The sequence below is a fragment of the Xanthobacter dioxanivorans genome, assembly GCF_016807805.1.
Lineage (GTDB): Bacteria > Pseudomonadota > Alphaproteobacteria > Rhizobiales > Xanthobacteraceae > Xanthobacter > Xanthobacter dioxanivorans.
In genome coordinates, this window is the sequence record NZ_CP063362.1 from 3,989,163 (window position 1) to 4,007,260 (window position 18,098).

The following is an 18,098-nucleotide window of genomic DNA, read 5'->3' on the forward strand; positions in this document are numbered from 1 at the left end:
TCCTGCCGTTTACGGTATCTGGTTACGTCTTTCCGGCGGGGGGCGTGCCTTCGGGCTGCCATGGAGCGCCCCAGCGGCAATCCGGGATGATCCGGAAAATGATCCATGACGAGAGGGCGACCTTGCGTCCGCATGGAAACAGAAGCGTTTCCGTGCGAAAGGAATGCGCCCTGAGAACAGACAGAGGATAGCCATGACCACCGGGACCTTCGACATGGCCGATATCAAGCGCCGCATGCAGGGCGCGATCGGCGTGCTCAGGGACGAGCTTGGCGGCCTGCGCACCGGCCGCGCTTCCGCGAGCCTGCTTGATCCGATCACCGTCGAGGCCTACGGCGCGCGCATGCCGCTGAACCAGGTGGCCACCGTCTCGGTGCCCGAGGCCCGCCTGCTCTCCGTGCAGGTGTGGGACCGCGGCATGGTGAACGCGGTGGAGAAAGCCATTCGCGACAGCAACCTCGGCCTCAACCCCGCCACCGAGGGACAGGTGCTGCGCCTGCGCATTCCCGAGCTCAACCAGGAGCGGCGCCAGGAACTGGTGAAGGTGGCGCATAAATATGCCGAGGCGACCCGCGTCGCGGTACGGCACGTGCGGCGCGACGGAATGGACCACCTGAAGAAGGTGGAAAAGGACGGCGAGATGAGCTCCGATGACATCGACCGCCTGTCCAAGGACGTGCAGAAGGCCACCGACGACGCCATTGCCGAGATCGACCAGACGCTTGCCCAGAAGGAAAAGGAAATCCTTTCGGTCTGAGGAGCCAGGTTGAGGAGCCACGCGTGAGCCCTGAGCAAGCCATGACCCTGCGCGCCGCGACGGGCGACGCCAGCGCCCCCGAGCGGGCGCCGGCGGTCGTGCCGGTGCACGTGGGCGTGATCATGGACGGCAACGGGCGCTGGGCCGCCGCGCGCAAGCTGCCGCGCATCGAAGGCCACCGGCGCGGGGTGGAGGCGCTGCGCCGGTGCGTGCGCGCCGCGCGTGAGGTGGGCATCCGCTTCCTCACCATCTACAGCTTCTCCTCGGAGAACTGGTCCCGCCCCGTGGGGGAGGTGACGGAGCTGATGCGGCTCCTGAAGCTGTTCCTGCGCCACGACCTTGCCGAGCTGCACCGGGCGAACGTCAGGGTGAAGGTGATCGGCGAGCGGGCGAATCTCTCGCCCGAGATCCGCGACCTCCTGGCGGAAGCCGAGGAGATGACCCGCGGCAACACCGGCCTCACCCTGGTGGTGGCGTTCAACTACGGCTCGCGGCAGGAGATCGCCGGCGCGGTCTCGCGCATCGCGGCGGATGTGGCCGCCGGACGCCTGAAGCCGCAGGACGTGGACGTGGAGATGATCTCCCAGCGGCTCGACACCGCGGGCATCCCCGATCCCGACCTCATCGTGCGCACCTCGGGCGAGCAGCGGCTGTCAAACTTCCTGCTGTGGCAGGCGGCCTATTCCGAGTTCGTCTTCCTGCCCATCTACTGGCCCGATTTCGACAAGGCCGCGCTGCTCTCGGCCATCGACGAATATGCCCGGCGCGATCGCAGGTTCGGCGGCGTCACCAATTGCCCCGGACCCTGACGCCCGTGAACTTTGGCGCGGATCTCAAGCATCGGACCCTTTCTGCGCTCGTTCTGGTGCCGCTGGTGCTCGCCGCCGCCTTCCTCGGCGGCATCGCCTTCGCCATCCTGTGGGTGCTCGCGGGCCTTGCGATTCTCCATGAATGGACGGGCCTCGCCCGGCTCGACCATCGCCGCGCCTACCTCGGCATCGGCGGCCTCGCCATCGCCGGCGGCGGCGCGCTGATCGTGGCCGGCGAGGCCGCCTACGCGTTCAGCCTGGTGGCGATCGGCGCGGCCGCCTGCACCTTCGCCGTGCCGCGGCAGTCCGGCTGGGCCATGGGCGGGGTGCTGGTGGCGGCCAGTGCCGCCCTGCCGGTGGTGGCGCTGCGCGGCACCTCGCAGCTCGGGCTCGTGGCGGTGCTGTTCCTGTGCGCGGTGGTGTGGGCGACGGACATCCTCGCCTATTTCAGCGGTCGGGCCCTGGGCGGGGCGAAGCTGTGGCCGCGCGTGTCGCCCAACAAGACCTGGTCGGGCGCCATCGGCGGCACGCTGGGCGGTGCCCTCGCGGGGGTGATCGTGGCCGCGCTCGCCGGGCTGCCGGCGCTTTGGGTGATCGCCGGCCTCGCCTTGCTGCTCTCCATCGTGAGCCAGCTGGGGGACCTTGCCGAATCCGCGGCCAAGCGCCTGTTCGGCGTCAAGGATGCGAGCCGTCTCATTCCCGGCCATGGTGGCCTTCTCGATCGGTTGGACGGATTCGCGGCGGCCTCCCTAGTCGCCGCCGGCATCGCCTTCGTGCGGGCCGCGGCCGATCCGGCGGCCGGGCTCCTGTTGTGGTAGGACCGTTTACATGAAACGCCTTTCCCTCCTCGGGGCCACCGGCTCCATCGGCCACAGCGTGGCCAAGCTGCTCGCCGATGCGCCGGGCCTGTTCCGGGTGGAGGCGGTGGCCGGGGGCAAGGACGCCAAGGCCCTGGCCGAGGCAGCGCAGGCGCTCGGCGCGCGCTTCGCCGCGCTGGCCGATCCCGCCGGCGGCCGCGCTCTGGCCGATGCCCTCGCCGGCACCGGCATCGAGAGCGGGGCGGGTCCCGCCGCGGTGCTGGAGGCGGCCGCGCGCGAGGCGGACGTGGTGGTGAGCGCCATCGTCGGGGTGGCGGGGCTCGCGCCCACGGTGGCGGCCTTCGCGCCGGGCCGGCGCATCGCGCTGGCCAACAAGGAATGCCTGGTGGCGGCCGGCACCTTCTTCATGGCCGAGGCGGCGCGCCTCGGCACCGAGATCCTGCCGGTGGACAGCGAGCACAACGCCATCTTCCAGGCCCTCGCGGCCGGCCCGCGCCGGGACGTGGAAAAGGTGACGCTGACTGCCTCGGGCGGTCCGTTCCGGCTGAAGGGCCGCGAGGAGATCGCCCGGGCGACGCCGCAGGATGCGCTGAAGCACCCCAACTGGTCCATGGGCGCCAAGATCACCATCGATTCCGCCACCTTGATGAACAAGGGCCTCGAACTGATCGAGGCCCAGCACCTGTTCGGCCTGCCGGCGGAGCGCTTCGAGGCGATCGTGCACCCCGAGTCGGTGGTGCACGGCCTCGTCTCCTTTATCGACGGCTCGGTGGTGGCGGGGCTCGCCTTTCCGGACATGTGCGTGCCCATCGCCCATTGCCTCGGCCTTCCCGACCGCATCGCCACCACATGCCGCCGTCTCGATCTCGTCGCCCTCGGCCGACTCACCTTCGAGGCGCCCGACGCGGACCGATTCCCGGCGCTGCGACTGGCGCGCGCGGCCATGGAGGCGGGCGGGGCGGTATCCACCACCCTCAACGCGGCCAACGAGGTCGCGGTGGCCGCCTTTCTCCAGGGACGCATCGGTCTCTACGGTATTACCGATGCGGTGGCTGCAACCCTTGATCGCATCAATGGCGGGCCGGCACCGGCCAGCGTCGCCGAGGCCCTGGACATGGATGCCGCCGCGAGGCGGGCGACCGAAGCGCTCTTGCCTAAGTTTGCCGCAAAGGCATCCTAAGAGCACCTCCAGCCCATTATCGGGCAAGCGTGGCAAAGGCGGATTCCGGGCGTGCGGCGCCCTCCGCGAGCCGGCGATGCGGACCTGAACGGGTGCCGTGGTGTCGGCGGGAAATGAGGAATACGGGATGATGGATGTGCTTTCCGGTCTCGGCGTGAACCTGGGCGGACTGGTGTCCAACTTCCTCGGCTATGTGATTCCCTTCCTCTTCGTGCTGACTCTCGTGGTGTTCTTCCACGAGCTCGGCCACTTCTGGGTGGCGCGGCGCGCGGGCGTGCGCGTCCTCACCTTCTCGCTCGGCTTCGGGCCGGAGATCGCCGGCTTCACCGACCGGAAGGGCACCCGCTGGCGGCTCGCCGCGGTGCCGCTCGGCGGCTATGTGCGCTTCTTCGGCGACGAGGACGCCGCCTCCACGCCGGATGCCACGCGCCTGGCGCAGATGAGCCCGGCCGAGCGCAAGGAAAGCTTCTTCTTCCAGCCGGTGGCCTGGCGCGCCGCCATCGTGGCCGCCGGCCCGATCGCCAACTTTCTCCTCGCCATCGCCATTTTCGCCTTTGTCTTCATGGTGTTCGGCAAGCAGGTGACGGCGCCGCGGGTGGACCAGGTGAACCCCGGCAGCGTCGCCGAGATGGCCGGCTTTAAGCCGGGCGACCTGGTGCTGGAGATCGATGGGTCGCCGGTGGAGAGCTTCTCCGACATGCAGCGCATCGTCGGCGGCCATGCGGGCGAGCCCCTGACCTTCACCGTGGAGCGCGGCGACCGGCAGCTCTCGCTCACCGCCACGCCCGAGCTGAAGGAGGTGAAGGACCCCTTCGGCAATGTGCACCGCACCGGCCTGCTCGGCATTTCCCGCTCGCTCTCGACGGCGGATGTAACGACGCACCGCTACGGTCCCGTCGAAGCCGTGGGCATGGGGGTGCAGGAGACGTGGTTCGTGGTGGCCCGCACCTTCGATTATATCGGCGGCCTGATGACCGGGCGGGAATCGGCCGACCAGCTCGGCGGACCGATCCGCATCGCCCAGGTTTCGGCCAAGGTCGCGACCTTCGGTATCGGCGCACTCCTGTCTCTGGCCGCCGTGCTGTCGGTCTCTATCGGAATCCTTAACCTCTTTCCCATCCCGCTGTTGGATGGCGGCCACCTTCTGTTCTACGCTTTCGAGGCTGTGCGCGGTCGTCCCCTGAGCGCGCGGACGCAGGACATCGGCTTCCGGATCGGCCTTGCGCTGGTGCTGATGCTGATGCTCTTCGCCACCTGGAATGACGTGCTGCATATTCCTGCAATGTAACGGTTTTTGATTTTTCGGACCGGGGTCGTGGCGGGAGCGCAACGGTCGCCGGAAAAGGACCGGCTCCAGGGGGGCTTCGGTTTGCACCGCAGGTAAAAGCCTGTACAAGCAGCAACGAAGGGCGAGAATCCGGAAGGTTCGCCGACCGGGTTCTAGAACCACGAATTTTCAAGGTTGCGCACCATATGACTGCTCCGCACCGGGTACTGAGAAATCTGGCGGCCGCCCTGGGTCTCGCCATTTGCGTTGCGGGCTCGACGGTAGCCGGTTCCCTTGTCGTGGCCACTCCTGCCGCGGCTCAGTCCAGCTCGATCGTGGTGGAAGGCAATCGCCGCGTTGATTCCGAGACCATCCGGTCCTATTTCGGCCCGGGTCCCTACAGCCCCGCAAAGGTGGACGAGGCCTGGAAGGCGCTGTACGCGACCGGCCTGTTCGCCGACGTGCAGGTGTCCCAGTCCGGCGGGCGCATCATCGTGCGCGTGTCCGAGAACGAGGTGATCAACAAGATCGCGTTCGAGGGCAACAAGAAGCTCAAGGACGAGGTGCTCGAGGGCGAGATCCAGTCCAAGCCGCGCGGCACCCTGTCCAAGGCCACCGTGCAGGCCGACACGCAGCGCATCATCGAGGTCTATCGCCGTTCCGGCCGCGACGACGTGCGCGTCAACCCGGTGACCATCGACCGCGGCAACGGCCGCGTGGACCTGGTGTTCGAGATCACCGAGGGCAAGAAGACCGGCGTCAAGGACATCAAGTTCGTCGGCAACAAGGCCTTTTCGGACTGGAAGCTGAAGGACGTCATCTCGACGACGACCACCAACTGGCTGTCCTTCATCAAGTCCACCGACATCTACGATCCGGACCGGGTCAATTCGGACCAGGAGCTGCTGCGCCGCTTCTACCTGAAGAACGGCTACGCCGACTTCCGCATCGTTGCGGCCACGGCCGAGCTCGATCCGGGCGGCGACGGCTATGTCATCACCTTCGCGCTGGAAGAGGGCGAGCAGTACCGCTTCGGCAAGGTGGATATCGTTTCCAACATCCGCGACGTCTCCGCCGACTCCCTCCGGCGCGTGCTGCGCGTCGCCGACGGGCAGATCTACAACGCGGAGATGGTCGAGAAGTCGGTCGAGAACCTCACCATCGAGGTGTCCAAGAGCGGCTATGCCTTCGCCCAGGTGCGTCCGCGCGGCGACCGCGACTTCGAGACCAAGAAGATCAATGTGCTCTTCGTGGTGGAGGAAGGCCCGCGCGTCTATATCGAGCGCATCGATATCCGCGGCAACACCCGCACCCGGGACTGGGTCATCCGGCGTGAGTTCGATATCGGCGAGGGTGATGCCTATAACCGGGTGCTCGTCGATCGCGCCGAGCGGCGTCTGCGCAACCTCGGCTACTTCAAGACGGTGAAGATCGCCACCGAGCCCGGCTCCGCCCCCGACCGCGTGATCCTGGTGGTGGACGTGGAAGACCAGCCCACGGGCGAGTTCTCCATCTCCGGCGGTTATTCCACTTCGGATGGCGTGATCGCCGAGATCTCGGTGGGCGAGAAGAACTTCCTCGGCCGCGGCCAGTACGTGAAGGTGTCCGGCTCCCTTGGCCAGAATGCCTCGGGTGCGGAATTCTCCTTCACCGAGCCTTACTTCCTCGGTTACCGGCTGTCGGCGGGTTTCGATCTCTACTGGAAAGAGACGAACACCACGAGCTACACGCCCTATGGTACCAGTACGGTGGGTGGCGGCCTGCGCTTCGGCCTGCCCATCACCGACGAGATCACGCTGGCGCTGCGCTACAACCTCTACCAGCGGTCCATCAATCTCTGCTCTGACTACACGGCGACGGCGGCCTATTACGCCTACTGTGCGGACTCCATCTCCTGGGCCATTCGCGATGCGGCGGCGCAGGGCGCGACGATTACCTCGGCAGTGGGCTACACGCTGTCCTACAACGGTCTCGACAACAACATTAACCCCACTCAAGGCCTGTATGCGGAGTTCAAGCAGGACCTCGCCGGCCTTGGCGGTGACGTGAACTTCATCCGCACCACGGCCGACGTCCGGCACTACACGCCGCTGATCTACGACTCGGTGCTCATCGTGCGAGGGCAGGCCGGCTATGTGAGCTCGTGGGGCGGTGAGCAGCTGGACGTGCTCGACAACTTCTACATGGGCCCGAACCTGGTGCGCGGCTTCGCGCCATCCGGCATCGGCCCACGGGACATCGCGCCCTGCGCGGCGACGAACAAGAACTCGCCCATCTACTACAACTGCCTGAACGACGAGACCAACGCACTGGGTGGCACCACCTACTGGGGTGTCTCGGCGGAAATCCAGTTCCCCTTCTCGTTCCTGCCGAAGGACTTCGGGATGAAGGGGGCGGTCTTCGCCGATGCCGGCTCGCTGTTCGACTATGGCGGTCCGACCACGTTCCGCTCGGTGCCTGGTTGGGACAAGAACAACTATTACGGCAACCCGAGTTTCGTGACCTGCCCGGCGAGTTCGAGCAACAAGGTTGGCAACGTCTGCGTGTACGACGAGAACACCGTGCGCTCTTCGGTCGGCGCGAGCCTGATCTGGCAGTCGCCGTTCGGTCCGCTGCGCTTCGACTATGCCTGGGTGCTGTCGCAGGCGGCCTACGACCAGACCCAGGCGTTCCGCTTCTCCGGCGGCACGCGCTTCTGATCCTGTCCTTCGCAAGGCGGGCGCCGGCGGGCGGAGGTTCCTCTCCGACCCTCCCGGCGCCCGAGCGTGTTTTCAGATGAGCCAACAGGCTTTCTTCCCGCTACCCGAGCCGCTCACCCTCGCCGAGGTGGCGGCCCTCAGCGGCACCCGCATCGCCGCGTCCACGGATGCGGAGGTCGAGGCGCTCGGCGCGCGGCGCATCGTCGGTGTCGGCACCCTCGAGACCGCCGGCCCGGAGGAGCTCGCGTTCTGCGACACCTTCCTCTACGCCGAGAAGCTGGGCGCCAGCCGCGCCGGCGCGGTGATCACCTCGGAACGCTTCGCCCGCAAGGCGCCGGACGGCCTCGCCGTGCTCATCGCCGATCGCCCGGCGGCGGCGTTCCTGGCCGTGACGCGTCGGCTGTTTCCCTCGGCCCTGCGGCCGCTGTCCGTGTTCGGCCAGGACGGCGTCGCCCCGGGGGCGCAGGTGCATCCCAAGGCGCGGCTCGAGGACGGGGTGACGGTGGACCCCGGCGCCGTCATCGGTCCCGGCGCGGAGATCGGCGCGGGAACGGTCATCTGCGCGGGGGCGATCATCGGGCCGCATGTGCGCATCGGCCGGGGCTGCGCCATCGGGCCGGGCGCCAGCGTCATCCATGCCTTCCTCGGCAACGACGTCATCATCCACGGCGGCGCGCGCATCGGCTCCGACGGCTTCGGCTATCAGCCCTCGCCCCGGGGCCACGTGAAGGTGCCGCAGGTCGGCCGCGTGGTGATCCAGGACCAGGTGGAGATCGGCGCCAACACCACCATCGATCGCGGCGCCCTCACCGACACGGTGATCGGCGAGGGCAGCAAGATCGACAACCTGGTGCAGATCGCCCACAACGTGGTCATCGGGCGCCACTGCATCGTGGTGTCCCAGACCGGAATTTCCGGTTCCACCACGCTTGGCGACTTCGTGATGCTCGGCGGGCAGGTGGGCGTGGTCGGCCATGTCACCATCGGCACCGGCGCGCAGATCGCGGCGTCCAGCAACGTGAAGGGTGACGTCCCCCCGGCGTGCGCTGGGGCGGCTCGCCGGCCAAGCCCGTGCGCGAATGGTTCCGCGAGGTGACGACCCTCAAGCGCCTTGCCGCCGCGAGCGCGCGCCGGGGGGAGAAGGACATGGAGGGGGAGGGAGCGGACGAATGACCGAGACGACGTCTATGGGGGCGGACGCCGCAACCAAGGTGCTCCAGAGCGCGGACATCCAGCGGGTGCTGGCGTGCCTTCCCCACCGCTATCCCTTCCTCATGGTGGACCGGGTGGAGCAGATCGACGCCGACCTCTCCTGCATCGGCATCAAGAACGTCACGGCCAACGAGCCGCATTTCCAGGGCCACTTTCCCGGTAATCCGGTGATGCCCGGCGTGCTCATCATCGAGGGCATGGCGCAGACCGCCGGCGTCGTCTGCGTCCTGGGCAAGGACAACGAGAAGCCCTCCCTCGTCTATTTCATGACCATCGACGAGGCCAAGTTCCGCCGTCCGGTGGTGCCCGGAGACGTGCTCGAATACCACATGACCCGCATTTCCCGCCGCCGCAACATGTGGTGGTATCGGGGCGAAGCGAAAGTGCGTGGCGAGCTGGTGGCCGAAGCCAAGGTGGGCGCCATGATCGTGGAGAACAGCTAGTGCCGAAGATCGATCCCACCGCCCGGGTGGAAAACCCGGCGGGCCTCGCGGATGACGTGGAGATCGGCCCCTACTGCATTCTCGGTCCGGACGTGGTGCTGAAGGCGGGCGTGAAGCTCCTCTCACACGTGAATGTCCAGGGCGTCACCACCATCGGCGCGCGCACCGTGGTCTATCCCTTCGCCTCGCTCGGCACGGCACCGCAGTCGGTGCATTACAAGGGCGAGCGCACAGAGTTGCACATCGGCGCGGAATGCGTGCTGCGCGAGCACGTCACCGCGAGCACCGGTACCGCCGGCGGGGTTGGCGTGACCCGCATCGGCGACCAGGTCATGATGATGACCGGCTCCCATGTGGGCCACGACTGTGCGGTCGGCAACCAGGTGATTTTCGCCAATAACGCGGTGCTCGGCGGCCATGTGAGCGTGGGGGACTTCACCTTCCTCGGCGGCCAGTGCGCCGTCCACCAGTTCACGCGCATCGGCGCCCAGTGCATGATTTCCGGCCTCACCGGCGTGCGCGAGGACGTGATCCCGTTCGGCAACGTGCTCGGCCAGGCCGGCAAGCTCGTGGGCCTCAACGTGGTGGGCATGAAGCGCCGCGGCTACAGCAAGGCCGAGATGCACGAGGCCCGGGCGGTCTATCGCGACCTGTTCTTCGGCGAGGGAACGTTCGACGAGCGCCTCGCGCGGGTTCGGGAGAAGGAGGCGCAGTCGCCCTTCGCCGCCACCGTGCTGGGCTTCATCGACGCCGATCGCAAGCGCCCCCTCTGCCAGCCCTCGCGGGGCGTCATCAAGGAGGAGTGAGGCGTGAGCCTGCCGGGGCAGAACGGGCGGGAGACGGATCCGGCGCCCGGCCCGTCCGATGAGCCATCATGCCCGGGACCGGCCGGAGGTGAGCCGAAGGGGCCGTCCGCGCCCGGTGAAGGACCGATCGGCAAGCGCCCGTCCGGGACGGGTCCCCTCGGCATCGTCGCCGGGGGTGGCGCATTTCCCGCTGCCGTTGCCGACGCGGTCGTGGCCGAAGGGCGGGAGGTGCTGCTCTTCCTCATTCGCGGCTTCGCCGACCCGGCGCTGGAGCGCTATCCCCACCACTGGTTCCGCCTCGGCTCGCTGGGCTCGGTCACCGCGCTGGCGAAGGCGCGTGGGGTGAAGGACCTGGTCATGGTGGGCGCGCTCACGCGCCCACGGGTGTCAGACCTCGGCCTCGACTGGACCATGCTCCGCGTGCTGCCGCGCATCATCCGGCTGTTCCGGGGGGGCGACAATCATCTCCTGTCCGGCGTGCTGGGCCTGGTGGCCGAGCAGGGCTTCCACCTCATCGGCGCGCATGAGGCGGTGCCGCGCCTGCTCCTGCCGGAGGGCGTGCTGGGCGCCCTCGCGCCCACGGCGCAGGACCGGGCGGACATGGCGCGCGGGCTCGACCTGATCCGCACCCTCGGGCCGTTCGACGTGGGGCAGGGGGTGATCGTGGTCGACGGCTTCGTCGTGGCGGTGGAAGCGGCGGAAGGCACCGACCAGATGCTCGCGCGCTACGGCGAGATGCGCCGCACCGGCCGCCTGCGCATCCCCGCGCGGCGCGGCGTGCTGGTGAAGGCGCCGAAGCCGGGCCAGGACCGGCGCGTCGACCTGCCCTCCCTCGGTCCGGCCACGGTGGAGCGGGCGGCGGAAGCAGGGCTCGCGGGCATCGCCTTCGAGGCCGGCGGCGCCATCGTGCCGGATGCCCAGGCGCTGGGTTCTGCCGCCGACTCGGCTGGCCTGTTCGTGTTCGGCATGGGCCGGGGCGACGCGGCATGAGTTCGGGGGCGCAGGTGCGCGGGGCGCCGGGCAAGCCGCTGCGCGTGTTCATGGTGGCGGGGGAGGAGTCCGGCGACCAACTCGGCGGCGCCCTGATGGAAACGCTGGCGGCGCAGGTGCCCGATATGGCGTTCCGTGGCGTCGGGGGCCGGCGCATGACGGCGGCGGGGCTCGAAAGCCTCTTTCCCATGGACGACCTGACCGCCATCGGCATCGCCGCCGTGCTCGGCCGGCTGCCCATTCTCCTGCGCCGGCTGAAGCAGACGGTGGCGGCGGTCCTCGCGGATCCTCCCGATGTGCTGGTCCTGGTGGATGCGCCGGATTTCACCCACCGCGTCGCGGCGCGGGTGCGGGCGGCGAACCCGGACATTCCGATCGTGAAGTACGTCTCGCCCACCGTCTGGATCTGGCGGCCGGGGCGGGCGCCCGCCATGCGGCCCTATGTGGATGCGCTCCTCGCCTTGCTGCCGTTCGAGCCCGAGGTGCACCGCCGGCTGGGGGGCCGCCCACCTTCTATGTGGGTCATCCCCTCTTGGAGCGGCTGGACGCGTTGCGCCCGTCGCAGGCGGAAGCAGCGCGCCGGCGGGCGGAGCCGCCGCTCGTGCTGGTGCTGCCGGGCAGCCGCCGGCGCGAGATCGTGCGGCTGGGCCGGGATTTCGGCGCCGCGCTCGCCGAGGTGGGGCGCTCGCAGCCCATGGAACTCGTCCTGCCGACCCTGCCGCGCCTCGAGGCGCTGGTGCGGGAGACGGTCGCCGACTGGCCGCTGAAGCCCCGCATCGTCACCTCGGAAGCCGAGAAGCTCGCGGCCTTCCGCGGCGCGCGGGCGGCGCTGGCGGCCTCGGGCACCGTCACGCTGGAGCTGGCGCTGGCGGGCATCCCGCACGTGGCCGCCTACCGCATCGGCTGGCTGGAGGCGCAGATCGGCCGCCGCGTGCTGCAGGGCACGACGGTGATCCTGGCGAATCTGGTGGCGGGGGAGAATGTGGTGCCGGAATTCCTGCAGGAATACTGCACCGTCCCGGCGCTGGTCGGCGCGCTCACGGGGCTGCTCGCCGACACGCCGGAGCGGGCGCGGCAGGAGGCGGCGTTCGCCCGCTTCGACGCCATCTTCGGCATCCGGGGGCCGAGCCCCAGCGCGCGCGCCGCCGAGGTGGTGCTGCACCTCGCCCGCACCGGGCGCCCGGGCATTCTGCCGGCGGCCTGAGGGCCGGCCTCGATCAGGCCACGTCAAAACGCAAAGCGCGGCCCGGAGGCCGCGCTTTTTTCTCCGATGTGAACGCTCCGGTCCGAAGCGATCACTTCCGCTTGGACATGGCGATGTAGTCGCGCTGGGCGGCACCGGTATAGAGCTGACGGGGACGTCCGATGCGCTGGCTCGGATCCTCGATCATTTCCTTCCACTGGCCGATCCAGCCCACGGTGCGGGCGAGGGCGAACAGCACGGTGAACATGGTGGTGGGGAAGCCCATCGCCTTGAGCGTGATGCCCGAGTAGAAGTCGATGTTCGGGTAGAGCTTCTTCTCGATGAAATAGTCGTCGGAGAGCGCGATGCGCTCCAGCTCCACGGCCACGTCCAGCAGCGGGTCGTCCTTGATGCCGAGCTCGGTCAGCACCTCGTGGCAGGTCTGCTGCATGATCTTGGCGCGCGGGTCGTAGTTCTTGTAGACCCGGTGTCCAAAGCCCATGAGGCGGAACGGATCGTTCTTGTCCTTGGAGCGCCGGATGTATTCCGGGATGCGATCGACCGAGCCGATCTCGGCGAGCATCTTCAGCGCCGCCTCGTTGGCGCCGCCGTGGGCGGGGCCCCACAGGCAGGCAATGCCGGCGGCGATGCAGGCGAAGGGATTGGCGCCGGAGGAGCCGGCAAGGCGCACGGTGGAGGTGGACGCGTTCTGCTCGTGATCGGCATGGAGGATAAAGATCTTATCCATGGCCTTCGCGAGAATGGGGTTGACCTTGTATTCCTCGCACGGCACCGCAAAGCACATGTGCAGGAAGTTCGCCGTGTAGTCGAGTTCGTTCTTGGGATAAACGAACGGCTGGCCGATGGAATACTTGTAGGCCATGGCTGCCAGCGTCGGCATCTTCGCGATCATGCGGATGGATGCGATCAGGCGCTGGGTGGGATCGGAAATATCGGTGGAATCGTGATAAAAGGCGGACAGCGCGCCGACGGATGCCACCATGATGGCCATGGGGTGCGCGTCGCGGCGAAAGCCCTGGAAAAAGCGTGTCATCTGCTCGTGAACCATCGTGTGGAGGGTCACTGAGCTGTCGAATTCGGCCTTCTGGGCGGCGGTGGGAAGCTCGCCGTAGAGCAGGAGATAGCAAGTCTCGAGGAAGTCACCGTTCTCGGCGACCTGTTCGATGGGGTAGCCGCGATAGAGCAGCACGCCCTCGTCGCCGTCGATGTAGGTAATCTTGCTCTCGCAGGAGGCCGTGGAGGTGAAGCCGGGGTCGTAGGTGAACATCCCGGTGTGGCCATAGAGCTTGGATATATCCACCACGTCCGGCCCGATGGTGCCTTCGTGGATCGGAAGTTCCCAGCTTTTCTCCCCCAGGCTCAGCTTGGCCGCTTTTGCGCCGGTGTTGGTGGTGGCGTCCATGGATCCCTCATCCTTTGGGCGGACAGAAACCGGAACTCCGCGGAGGCCGGAGGTGGCCGTCCGGTTCTCCGAGCGGCAAGTCCGTCTCCGCTCCGGCATCTTCGCGAATGCGAAGCTGCCATCTCGCAGTCCTAAACCCTCCCCAATCCTGCCGCAAGCGTGACCATGCTTCATTGCCGGGCAGAGGCGCGAATCTGAGCAATGGCAAGCTCTTCCGGCGTGTTCACATTGAAGAATGGGTCGTCGGGCGTGGTGTCCCAGTTCTCTGTTACGGCGTTAAGGTGCTCCAGCAGAAGCCCGACTTTCAGACGTCCCATCGTCAGGCTTTGCCGCAGCGCGGTGCGCGCGGTGGCGGGCCACACTGCGATCACCGGATGACGCTGCCCGCCCGAGCCGGCGCAGACCACGCTTCCGCATTGCCGGCGGCGCCCGACCAGCCGCTGCGCCAGGTCCGGCGGAAGGAAGGGCGTGTCCGCCGGCACGGTCAGCAGGTCGGCATCAGGGGCGACATCGGCAAGGTGGTCGAGGCCGGCCAGCACCCCCGCGAGGGGCCCCGGAAAGCCGGCGATGCTGTCGGGAAGCACCGGGCAGCCGAACGCCGCGAAGGCGTCGCCCGCCGTGTTGGCGTTGATCCACAGCTCGCGCACCTGGGGCCGCATCCGCTCGATGACATGGGTGATGAGCGGCCGGCCGGCGAGGGGAACGAGGGGCTTGGCGGGCGCGCCGAGGGCTTCGGCCTCCATCCGCCGGCCAAGGCCGCCGGCGAGGATGAGGGCGTAGGGGCGGGGGTCCTCAGGCGCTTGGGTCATGGGCCCGGAGTATTCTCGATCGACGCGGGTGCCGGCCGGCGCGAAGACGGAGCGGCATGCGGGGATTCTAGGGCGTCCGGGCGATTCAACGAAACGAGAAAGCGTCGAGGTGTGAAAGCGCCTGGCCACGCCCAGTCGGAGCATCTGCCGGTCGAGGGCCGGTGGAGAGCCTCTGCGAAGGAAAAACGCCCGGCACGGGGCCGGGCGTCTTCAGGGGTTGGAGCCGCAGCAGGTCAGTCCGCCACCGCCGGCGGCGGGGTGATCCCGAGGCGGCGCGGCACGGCCGAGAGCCGCGCACCGATCGCCCGCCAGGTGGCGAAGTCGTTGAGGCGCGAGGGCTCGAACAGGCCGATGACGGCGGCGGCGACGAACGGCAGGCTCTGCACCATGAGGGCGACGCCGTAGAGGTCGATCTCGCGGATGTGCTTCCAGTCGTTCTTGGTCAAGGCGAGGCCCGGCCAGTTGTTCAGCACCAGCAGGACCATGCCGGAGACCAGCAGCAGCCCGCCGAGGATCGCCTCCGGCAGCGCCGGGAAGGAACGGGCGGCCCCGGCCAGCCAGTTGTTGCCTTTGGCCGTGCGGGCGAAGGCGAGGTCCTTGTAGCGGAAGCCGTCGAGCACCGCCTTGGCCACCGTGAACTGCACCGCGCTCGCCGCCAGCGCGGCCCCGAACATGCGCAGCGGCGAGGTCGCCACCCGCAGCCGGTAGAGGCTGACGAAGTGCATCAGGTACACGAGGAAGGTCACGAGGATCGGCAGGGTCAGCACATGGGCCGGCACCGAGACGCCGAAGAGGAGCACGAAGGGCACGAAGGCCAGCGACGCGATTGCCATGAAGGCGCCCACTGATTCCGAGCCGAGCCAGGACACCCAGCCGAGGATGAAGTGGCGCTTCTGCGCGGTGGTGAGCCGCGAGTTGTTCGGCAGGAACCGGCGCCAATGCTTCTTGATGATCTGGAAGCCGCCATAGGCCCAGCGGTGGCGCTGCTTCTTGAAGGCCTCGAAGGTGTCGGGTAGCAGGCCGTAGCCGTAGCGCTTGCGGGTATAGTGCGTCTTCCAGCCGTTCTCGGCGATGGAGAGGCCGAGGTCGGTGTCTTCGCAGATGGTGTCCGACGACCAGTTGCCGGCCTCCATCATGGCCGCGCGGCGGATGAGGCACATGGTGCCGTGCACGACGATGGCGTCGTCCTCGTTGCGCTGCACCATGCCGATGTCGAAGAAGCCGGCATATTCGTGGTTCATGGCCTCGTGCAGCGGGCTGCGCGCGCCGTCACGATGCTCCTGCGGCGCCTGGACGAGGCCGACGGTCGGGTCGTCGAACACCGGGACCAGGTCCTTCAGCCAGTCGGGGGTCACCACATAGTCCGCGTCGATCACGCCGATGATCTCGGCGTCGGGAGCGGTCGCCTCCAGGGCGATGCGCAGCGCTCCCGCCTTGAAGCCGGAGACCTTCTCGGCATTGATGAACTTGAACCGGTCGCCCAGCAGCGCGCAGTGGTCGCGCACGGGCTCCACCATCGCCGGGTCGGGCGTGTTGTTGACGATGATGATGGCCTCGAAGTTCGGGTATTCAAGGCGCGCCAGGGCGTCGATGGTCTGCTTCAGCATCTCCGGCGGCTCGCGATAGGCGGGCACGTGGATGGACACCTTGGGGAAGCGCGACGGCGCACCCAGCTTCTGCGCCTCCACCAGCCGCGCCGGCCCGCGGCCGAAGGCGACGGCGGCGAGTTCCTCGACGCGGTAGAGCAGCACGAACACGAGGGGCACCAGCATCACCACGCTGAGGGCGAGGGTGATGTAGTCGCCGCCGGTGACGTAGTGGTTGAGCCAGTAGTCCACCACCAGCGCGAGCCACGCCGCGACGCCGCTCGCGGCCGCGGCCAGCACGAAGCCCTGCGACACCGTAAGGTCGCGCATGCGCAGCAGGGGCAGGGCGAAGAGCACGCCGAGCAGCACGGCAAGGGTGCCGGTCTGGTTGTAGGTATGGTCGAAGATCGGGCCGGTGAGCGGGAATTTCAGCTGGCGGTCCGCATTGAACACGCCCCAGTACTGGCCCACCGAGCCTTCGTTCTGCTTCTTGGGCAGGTCGAAGGCCTCGATGATGTTGTACTCGATGCCGAGCGCGTCCGCCCGCGCCACGAAATCGCGGATGATCTTGGCCTGCTCGATGGGATCGGGCACCGATGCGCCCCGGTTGAAGCCATGCGAGGGCCAGCCGAACTCGCCGATGACGATGCGCTTGCCGGGATAGGCGGCGCGCAGGCGGTTGTAGGCGTTGATGGTGTAGTCAACCACCTGGTTCGCCGGCACGTCCTCCCAATAGGGCAGGATATGCGCGAGAATGAAGTCGACCGAGGACGCCACCTTGGGGTGATCGAGCCAGGTGTTCCAGATCTCGCCCGTGGTCACCGGCGCATTCACCTGGCGCTTGACGGACCGGATGAGGGTGGCGAGCTCCTCGTCGTTCATGTCGTCGCGCAGCAACGTCTCGTTGCCGACCACGACGGCCTGCACGTTCTGGTTCTGCCGGGCCACATCGACCACCCCGGCAAGTTCACGCTGATTGGCCTCCCGCGCCTTCGCGATGACCTCGCCGGTCTTCTTGTCGGTCTCGCGGTTCAGCCACGCGCCGGCCGTCACCTTGATGCCCTGCTCGCCGGCGATGGGGGCGATCAGTTCCTTGCCGTTGGTGGAGGAATAGGTCCGCACGGCCCGCGTGTAGGGGGCCACCGCGTTGATGTCGGACCGGATCTGCGCCGCATTGGTGGGCGCTTCGCCCTCGGGGCTCATGCTTCGGCTGAAGGGCGCGAAGGACAGGCTCTGGAAGCGGTCCGTCACGTTCGGAGCGGTCGCCTCGGGACGCAGGGAAAGCCACATCGCGGCGTGGAAAGAGGTCACAACCGCAATGACCGCTGCCGCAGCAGCAAGACCGGGACGCATGGCGATGCCCACCCAAATCGGGAAGTTCGAACCCTGAACGCTGGCTTAAGGCGAAGGGTTCCGGAAGACGGGTTCAGGGCACTCTTTCGACCTGCCCCAAGGTCGGCACCGCCGCGTTAACCAGATATTTACGCTGCAATGCGTCGAGACACTAACATGCTCAGACGTGGATATAAATCCCGATCATGGCGGGTCTTCGACAACGTTGCGTCACCGCCATGACCCGCCGATGATCTTATTGCTGCGCCGGCGCTGGCGCGGCGGGCTGCGCGGCCGGCTGCGCGGCGGCGATATAGTCCGGATTGACCCAGCACTGGTGCACCCGGCCGCCCAGGCGCTCCTGCGCCTTCGGATCGATGTTGCCCTGCCGCACGAGGCAGCGGAAGGCCAGCTTCAGGTGCTCGGTGGGGCAGCCGAACCGTTCGTACATGTCGAGGTGGCGTCGGGCGGTGTCGATGTCGTCCCGCCACAAAAGTGCGGCGATCCGCCGCCCCGTCCAGACGCATTCGGGCAGACCCGCCGTGCCGGGCAGTTTCGCCGCCTCGTTGAACTCCTCCACCGAACGGCGCTGCGCTTCCGCGGCGGCCTTCTGCTCGGGGGTCAGGGTCTCGGTCCCGGGCTTCTGGTCGCTGGGCTGGCTCTGGGCGGCCGCCGGGGAAAGGCAGGCGAGGACGATGGCAGCCGCGAGCAGCGGAAGTCGGAAGCGTGGCATGTGGGTCATTGTCTCGAAAAGGGAGGGCGGTTCGTCCGCGCCGACAGGTTA

Annotated in this window: 13 protein-coding genes and 2 pseudogenes; 11 read left to right on the forward strand and 4 right to left on the reverse strand. The window is 68.0% G+C overall.

All coding sequences use genetic code 11. The features are described 5' to 3' along the window. The first annotated feature begins 193 nt into the window (after positions 1–193). The 11 genes and pseudogenes from frr (at position 194) to lpxB (ending at position 12,185) form a co-directional block, all read left to right on the forward strand. A complete protein-coding gene (gene frr, locus EZH22_RS18610; RefSeq protein WP_203191990.1) occupies positions 194–757 on the forward strand; it encodes a ribosome recycling factor in 564 nt (187 codons plus the stop codon). Positions 758–798: 41 nt separating this feature from the next. Beyond that, complete coding sequence (locus EZH22_RS18615; RefSeq protein ID WP_203196618.1) at positions 799–1,566, forward strand: isoprenyl transferase; 768 nt, start codon at positions 799–801, stop codon at positions 1,564–1,566. Positions 1,567–1,571: 5 nt separating this feature from the next. Beyond that, positions 1,572–2,384, forward strand: a complete 813-nt coding sequence (locus EZH22_RS18620) for a phosphatidate cytidylyltransferase (protein WP_231711033.1) — start codon at positions 1,572–1,574, stop codon at positions 2,382–2,384. Positions 2,385–2,394: 10 nt separating this feature from the next. Beyond that, positions 2,395–3,564, forward strand: a complete 1,170-nt coding sequence (gene dxr, locus EZH22_RS18625) for a 1-deoxy-D-xylulose-5-phosphate reductoisomerase (RefSeq protein ID WP_203191992.1) — start codon at positions 2,395–2,397, stop codon at positions 3,562–3,564. A gap of 130 nt (positions 3,565–3,694) precedes the next feature. Further along, a complete protein-coding gene (rseP, locus tag EZH22_RS18630) occupies positions 3,695–4,852 on the forward strand; it encodes an RIP metalloprotease RseP (protein WP_203196619.1) in 1,158 nt (385 codons plus the stop codon). 185 nt (positions 4,853–5,037) lie between these two features. After that, positions 5,038–7,530 (forward strand): outer membrane protein assembly factor BamA, encoded by a 2,493-nt coding sequence (gene bamA, locus EZH22_RS18635; RefSeq protein WP_203191993.1) that lies wholly within the window; start codon positions 5,038–5,040, stop codon positions 7,528–7,530. 76 nt (positions 7,531–7,606) lie between these two features. After that, a pseudogene (gene lpxD / locus EZH22_RS18640) lies at positions 7,607–8,703 on the forward strand (UDP-3-O-(3-hydroxymyristoyl)glucosamine N-acyltransferase). Then, entirely contained in the window at positions 8,700–9,185 is a 486-nt protein-coding gene (gene fabZ, locus EZH22_RS18645; protein ID WP_203191994.1) for a 3-hydroxyacyl-ACP dehydratase FabZ, read from the forward strand. The pseudogene lpxD and the gene fabZ overlap by 4 nt, the downstream one beginning before the upstream one ends. Continuing rightward, entirely contained in the window at positions 9,185–9,991 is an 807-nt protein-coding gene (lpxA, locus tag EZH22_RS18650) for an acyl-ACP--UDP-N-acetylglucosamine O-acyltransferase (RefSeq protein WP_203191995.1), read from the forward strand. The genes fabZ and lpxA overlap by 1 nt, the downstream gene beginning before the upstream one ends. Before the next feature lie 3 nt (positions 9,992–9,994). Next, the gene (lpxI, locus tag EZH22_RS18655) at positions 9,995–10,981 is read left to right on the forward strand and encodes a UDP-2,3-diacylglucosamine diphosphatase LpxI domain-containing protein (RefSeq protein WP_231711034.1); all 987 of its coding nucleotides are present in this window, start codon (positions 9,995–9,997) and stop codon (positions 10,979–10,981) included. Next, positions 10,978–12,185, forward strand: a pseudogene (lpxB, locus tag EZH22_RS32930) (lipid-A-disaccharide synthase). Before lpxI ends, lpxB begins: the two are co-directional and overlap by 4 nt. Positions 12,186–12,276: 91 nt before the next feature. Here the strand turns inward: lpxB and gltA are convergent. The 4 genes from gltA to EZH22_RS18680 form a co-directional block, all read right to left on the reverse strand. Then, the gene (gene gltA, locus EZH22_RS18665; RefSeq protein ID WP_203191996.1) at positions 12,277–13,587 is read right to left on the reverse strand and encodes a citrate synthase; all 1,311 of its coding nucleotides are present in this window, start codon (positions 13,585–13,587) and stop codon (positions 12,277–12,279) included. Between the two features lie 170 nt (positions 13,588–13,757). Next, positions 13,758–14,396 carry a molybdenum cofactor guanylyltransferase MobA gene (gene mobA, locus EZH22_RS18670; RefSeq protein WP_203191997.1) on the reverse strand — a complete coding sequence of 213 codons (639 nt, stop codon included), beginning with the start codon at positions 14,394–14,396 and terminating at the stop codon, positions 13,758–13,760. 233 nt (positions 14,397–14,629) lie between these two features. Further along, positions 14,630–17,335, reverse strand: coding sequence for a glycosyltransferase (locus EZH22_RS18675; RefSeq protein WP_203191998.1), 2,706 nt, complete (start codon positions 17,333–17,335; stop codon positions 14,630–14,632). Positions 17,336–17,570: 235 nt separating this feature from the next. Next, positions 17,571–18,047, reverse strand: coding sequence for a hypothetical protein (locus EZH22_RS18680; protein WP_408647613.1), 477 nt, complete (start codon positions 18,045–18,047; stop codon positions 17,571–17,573). Positions 18,048–18,098 lie beyond the last annotated feature (51 nt).

What these genes read in the sequence shown, in the direction of transcription:
- frr (WP_203191990.1), top strand. Translation starts at nt 194, where the DNA reads ATGACCACCGGGACCTTCGACATGGCCGATATCAAGCGCCGCATGCAG.
- EZH22_RS18615 (WP_203196618.1), top strand. Translation starts at nt 799, where the DNA reads ATGACCCTGCGCGCCGCGACGGGCGACGCCAGCGCCCCCGAGCGGGCG.
- dxr (WP_203191992.1), top strand. Translation starts at nt 2,395, where the DNA reads ATGAAACGCCTTTCCCTCCTCGGGGCCACCGGCTCCATCGGCCACAGC.
- rseP (WP_203196619.1), top strand. Translation starts at nt 3,695, where the DNA reads ATGGATGTGCTTTCCGGTCTCGGCGTGAACCTGGGCGGACTGGTGTCC.
- bamA (WP_203191993.1), top strand. Translation starts at nt 5,038, where the DNA reads ATGACTGCTCCGCACCGGGTACTGAGAAATCTGGCGGCCGCCCTGGGT.
- fabZ (WP_203191994.1), top strand. Translation starts at nt 8,700, where the DNA reads ATGACCGAGACGACGTCTATGGGGGCGGACGCCGCAACCAAGGTGCTC.
- gltA (WP_203191996.1), bottom strand. Translation starts at nt 13,587, where the DNA reads ATGGACGCCACCACCAACACCGGCGCAAAAGCGGCCAAGCTGAGCCTG.
- mobA (WP_203191997.1), bottom strand. Translation starts at nt 14,396, where the DNA reads ATGACCCAAGCGCCTGAGGACCCCCGCCCCTACGCCCTCATCCTCGCC.
- EZH22_RS18675 (WP_203191998.1), bottom strand. Translation starts at nt 17,335, where the DNA reads ATGCGTCCCGGTCTTGCTGCTGCGGCAGCGGTCATTGCGGTTGTGACC.
- EZH22_RS18680 (WP_408647613.1), bottom strand. Translation starts at nt 18,047, where the DNA reads ATGCCACGCTTCCGACTTCCGCTGCTCGCGGCTGCCATCGTCCTCGCC.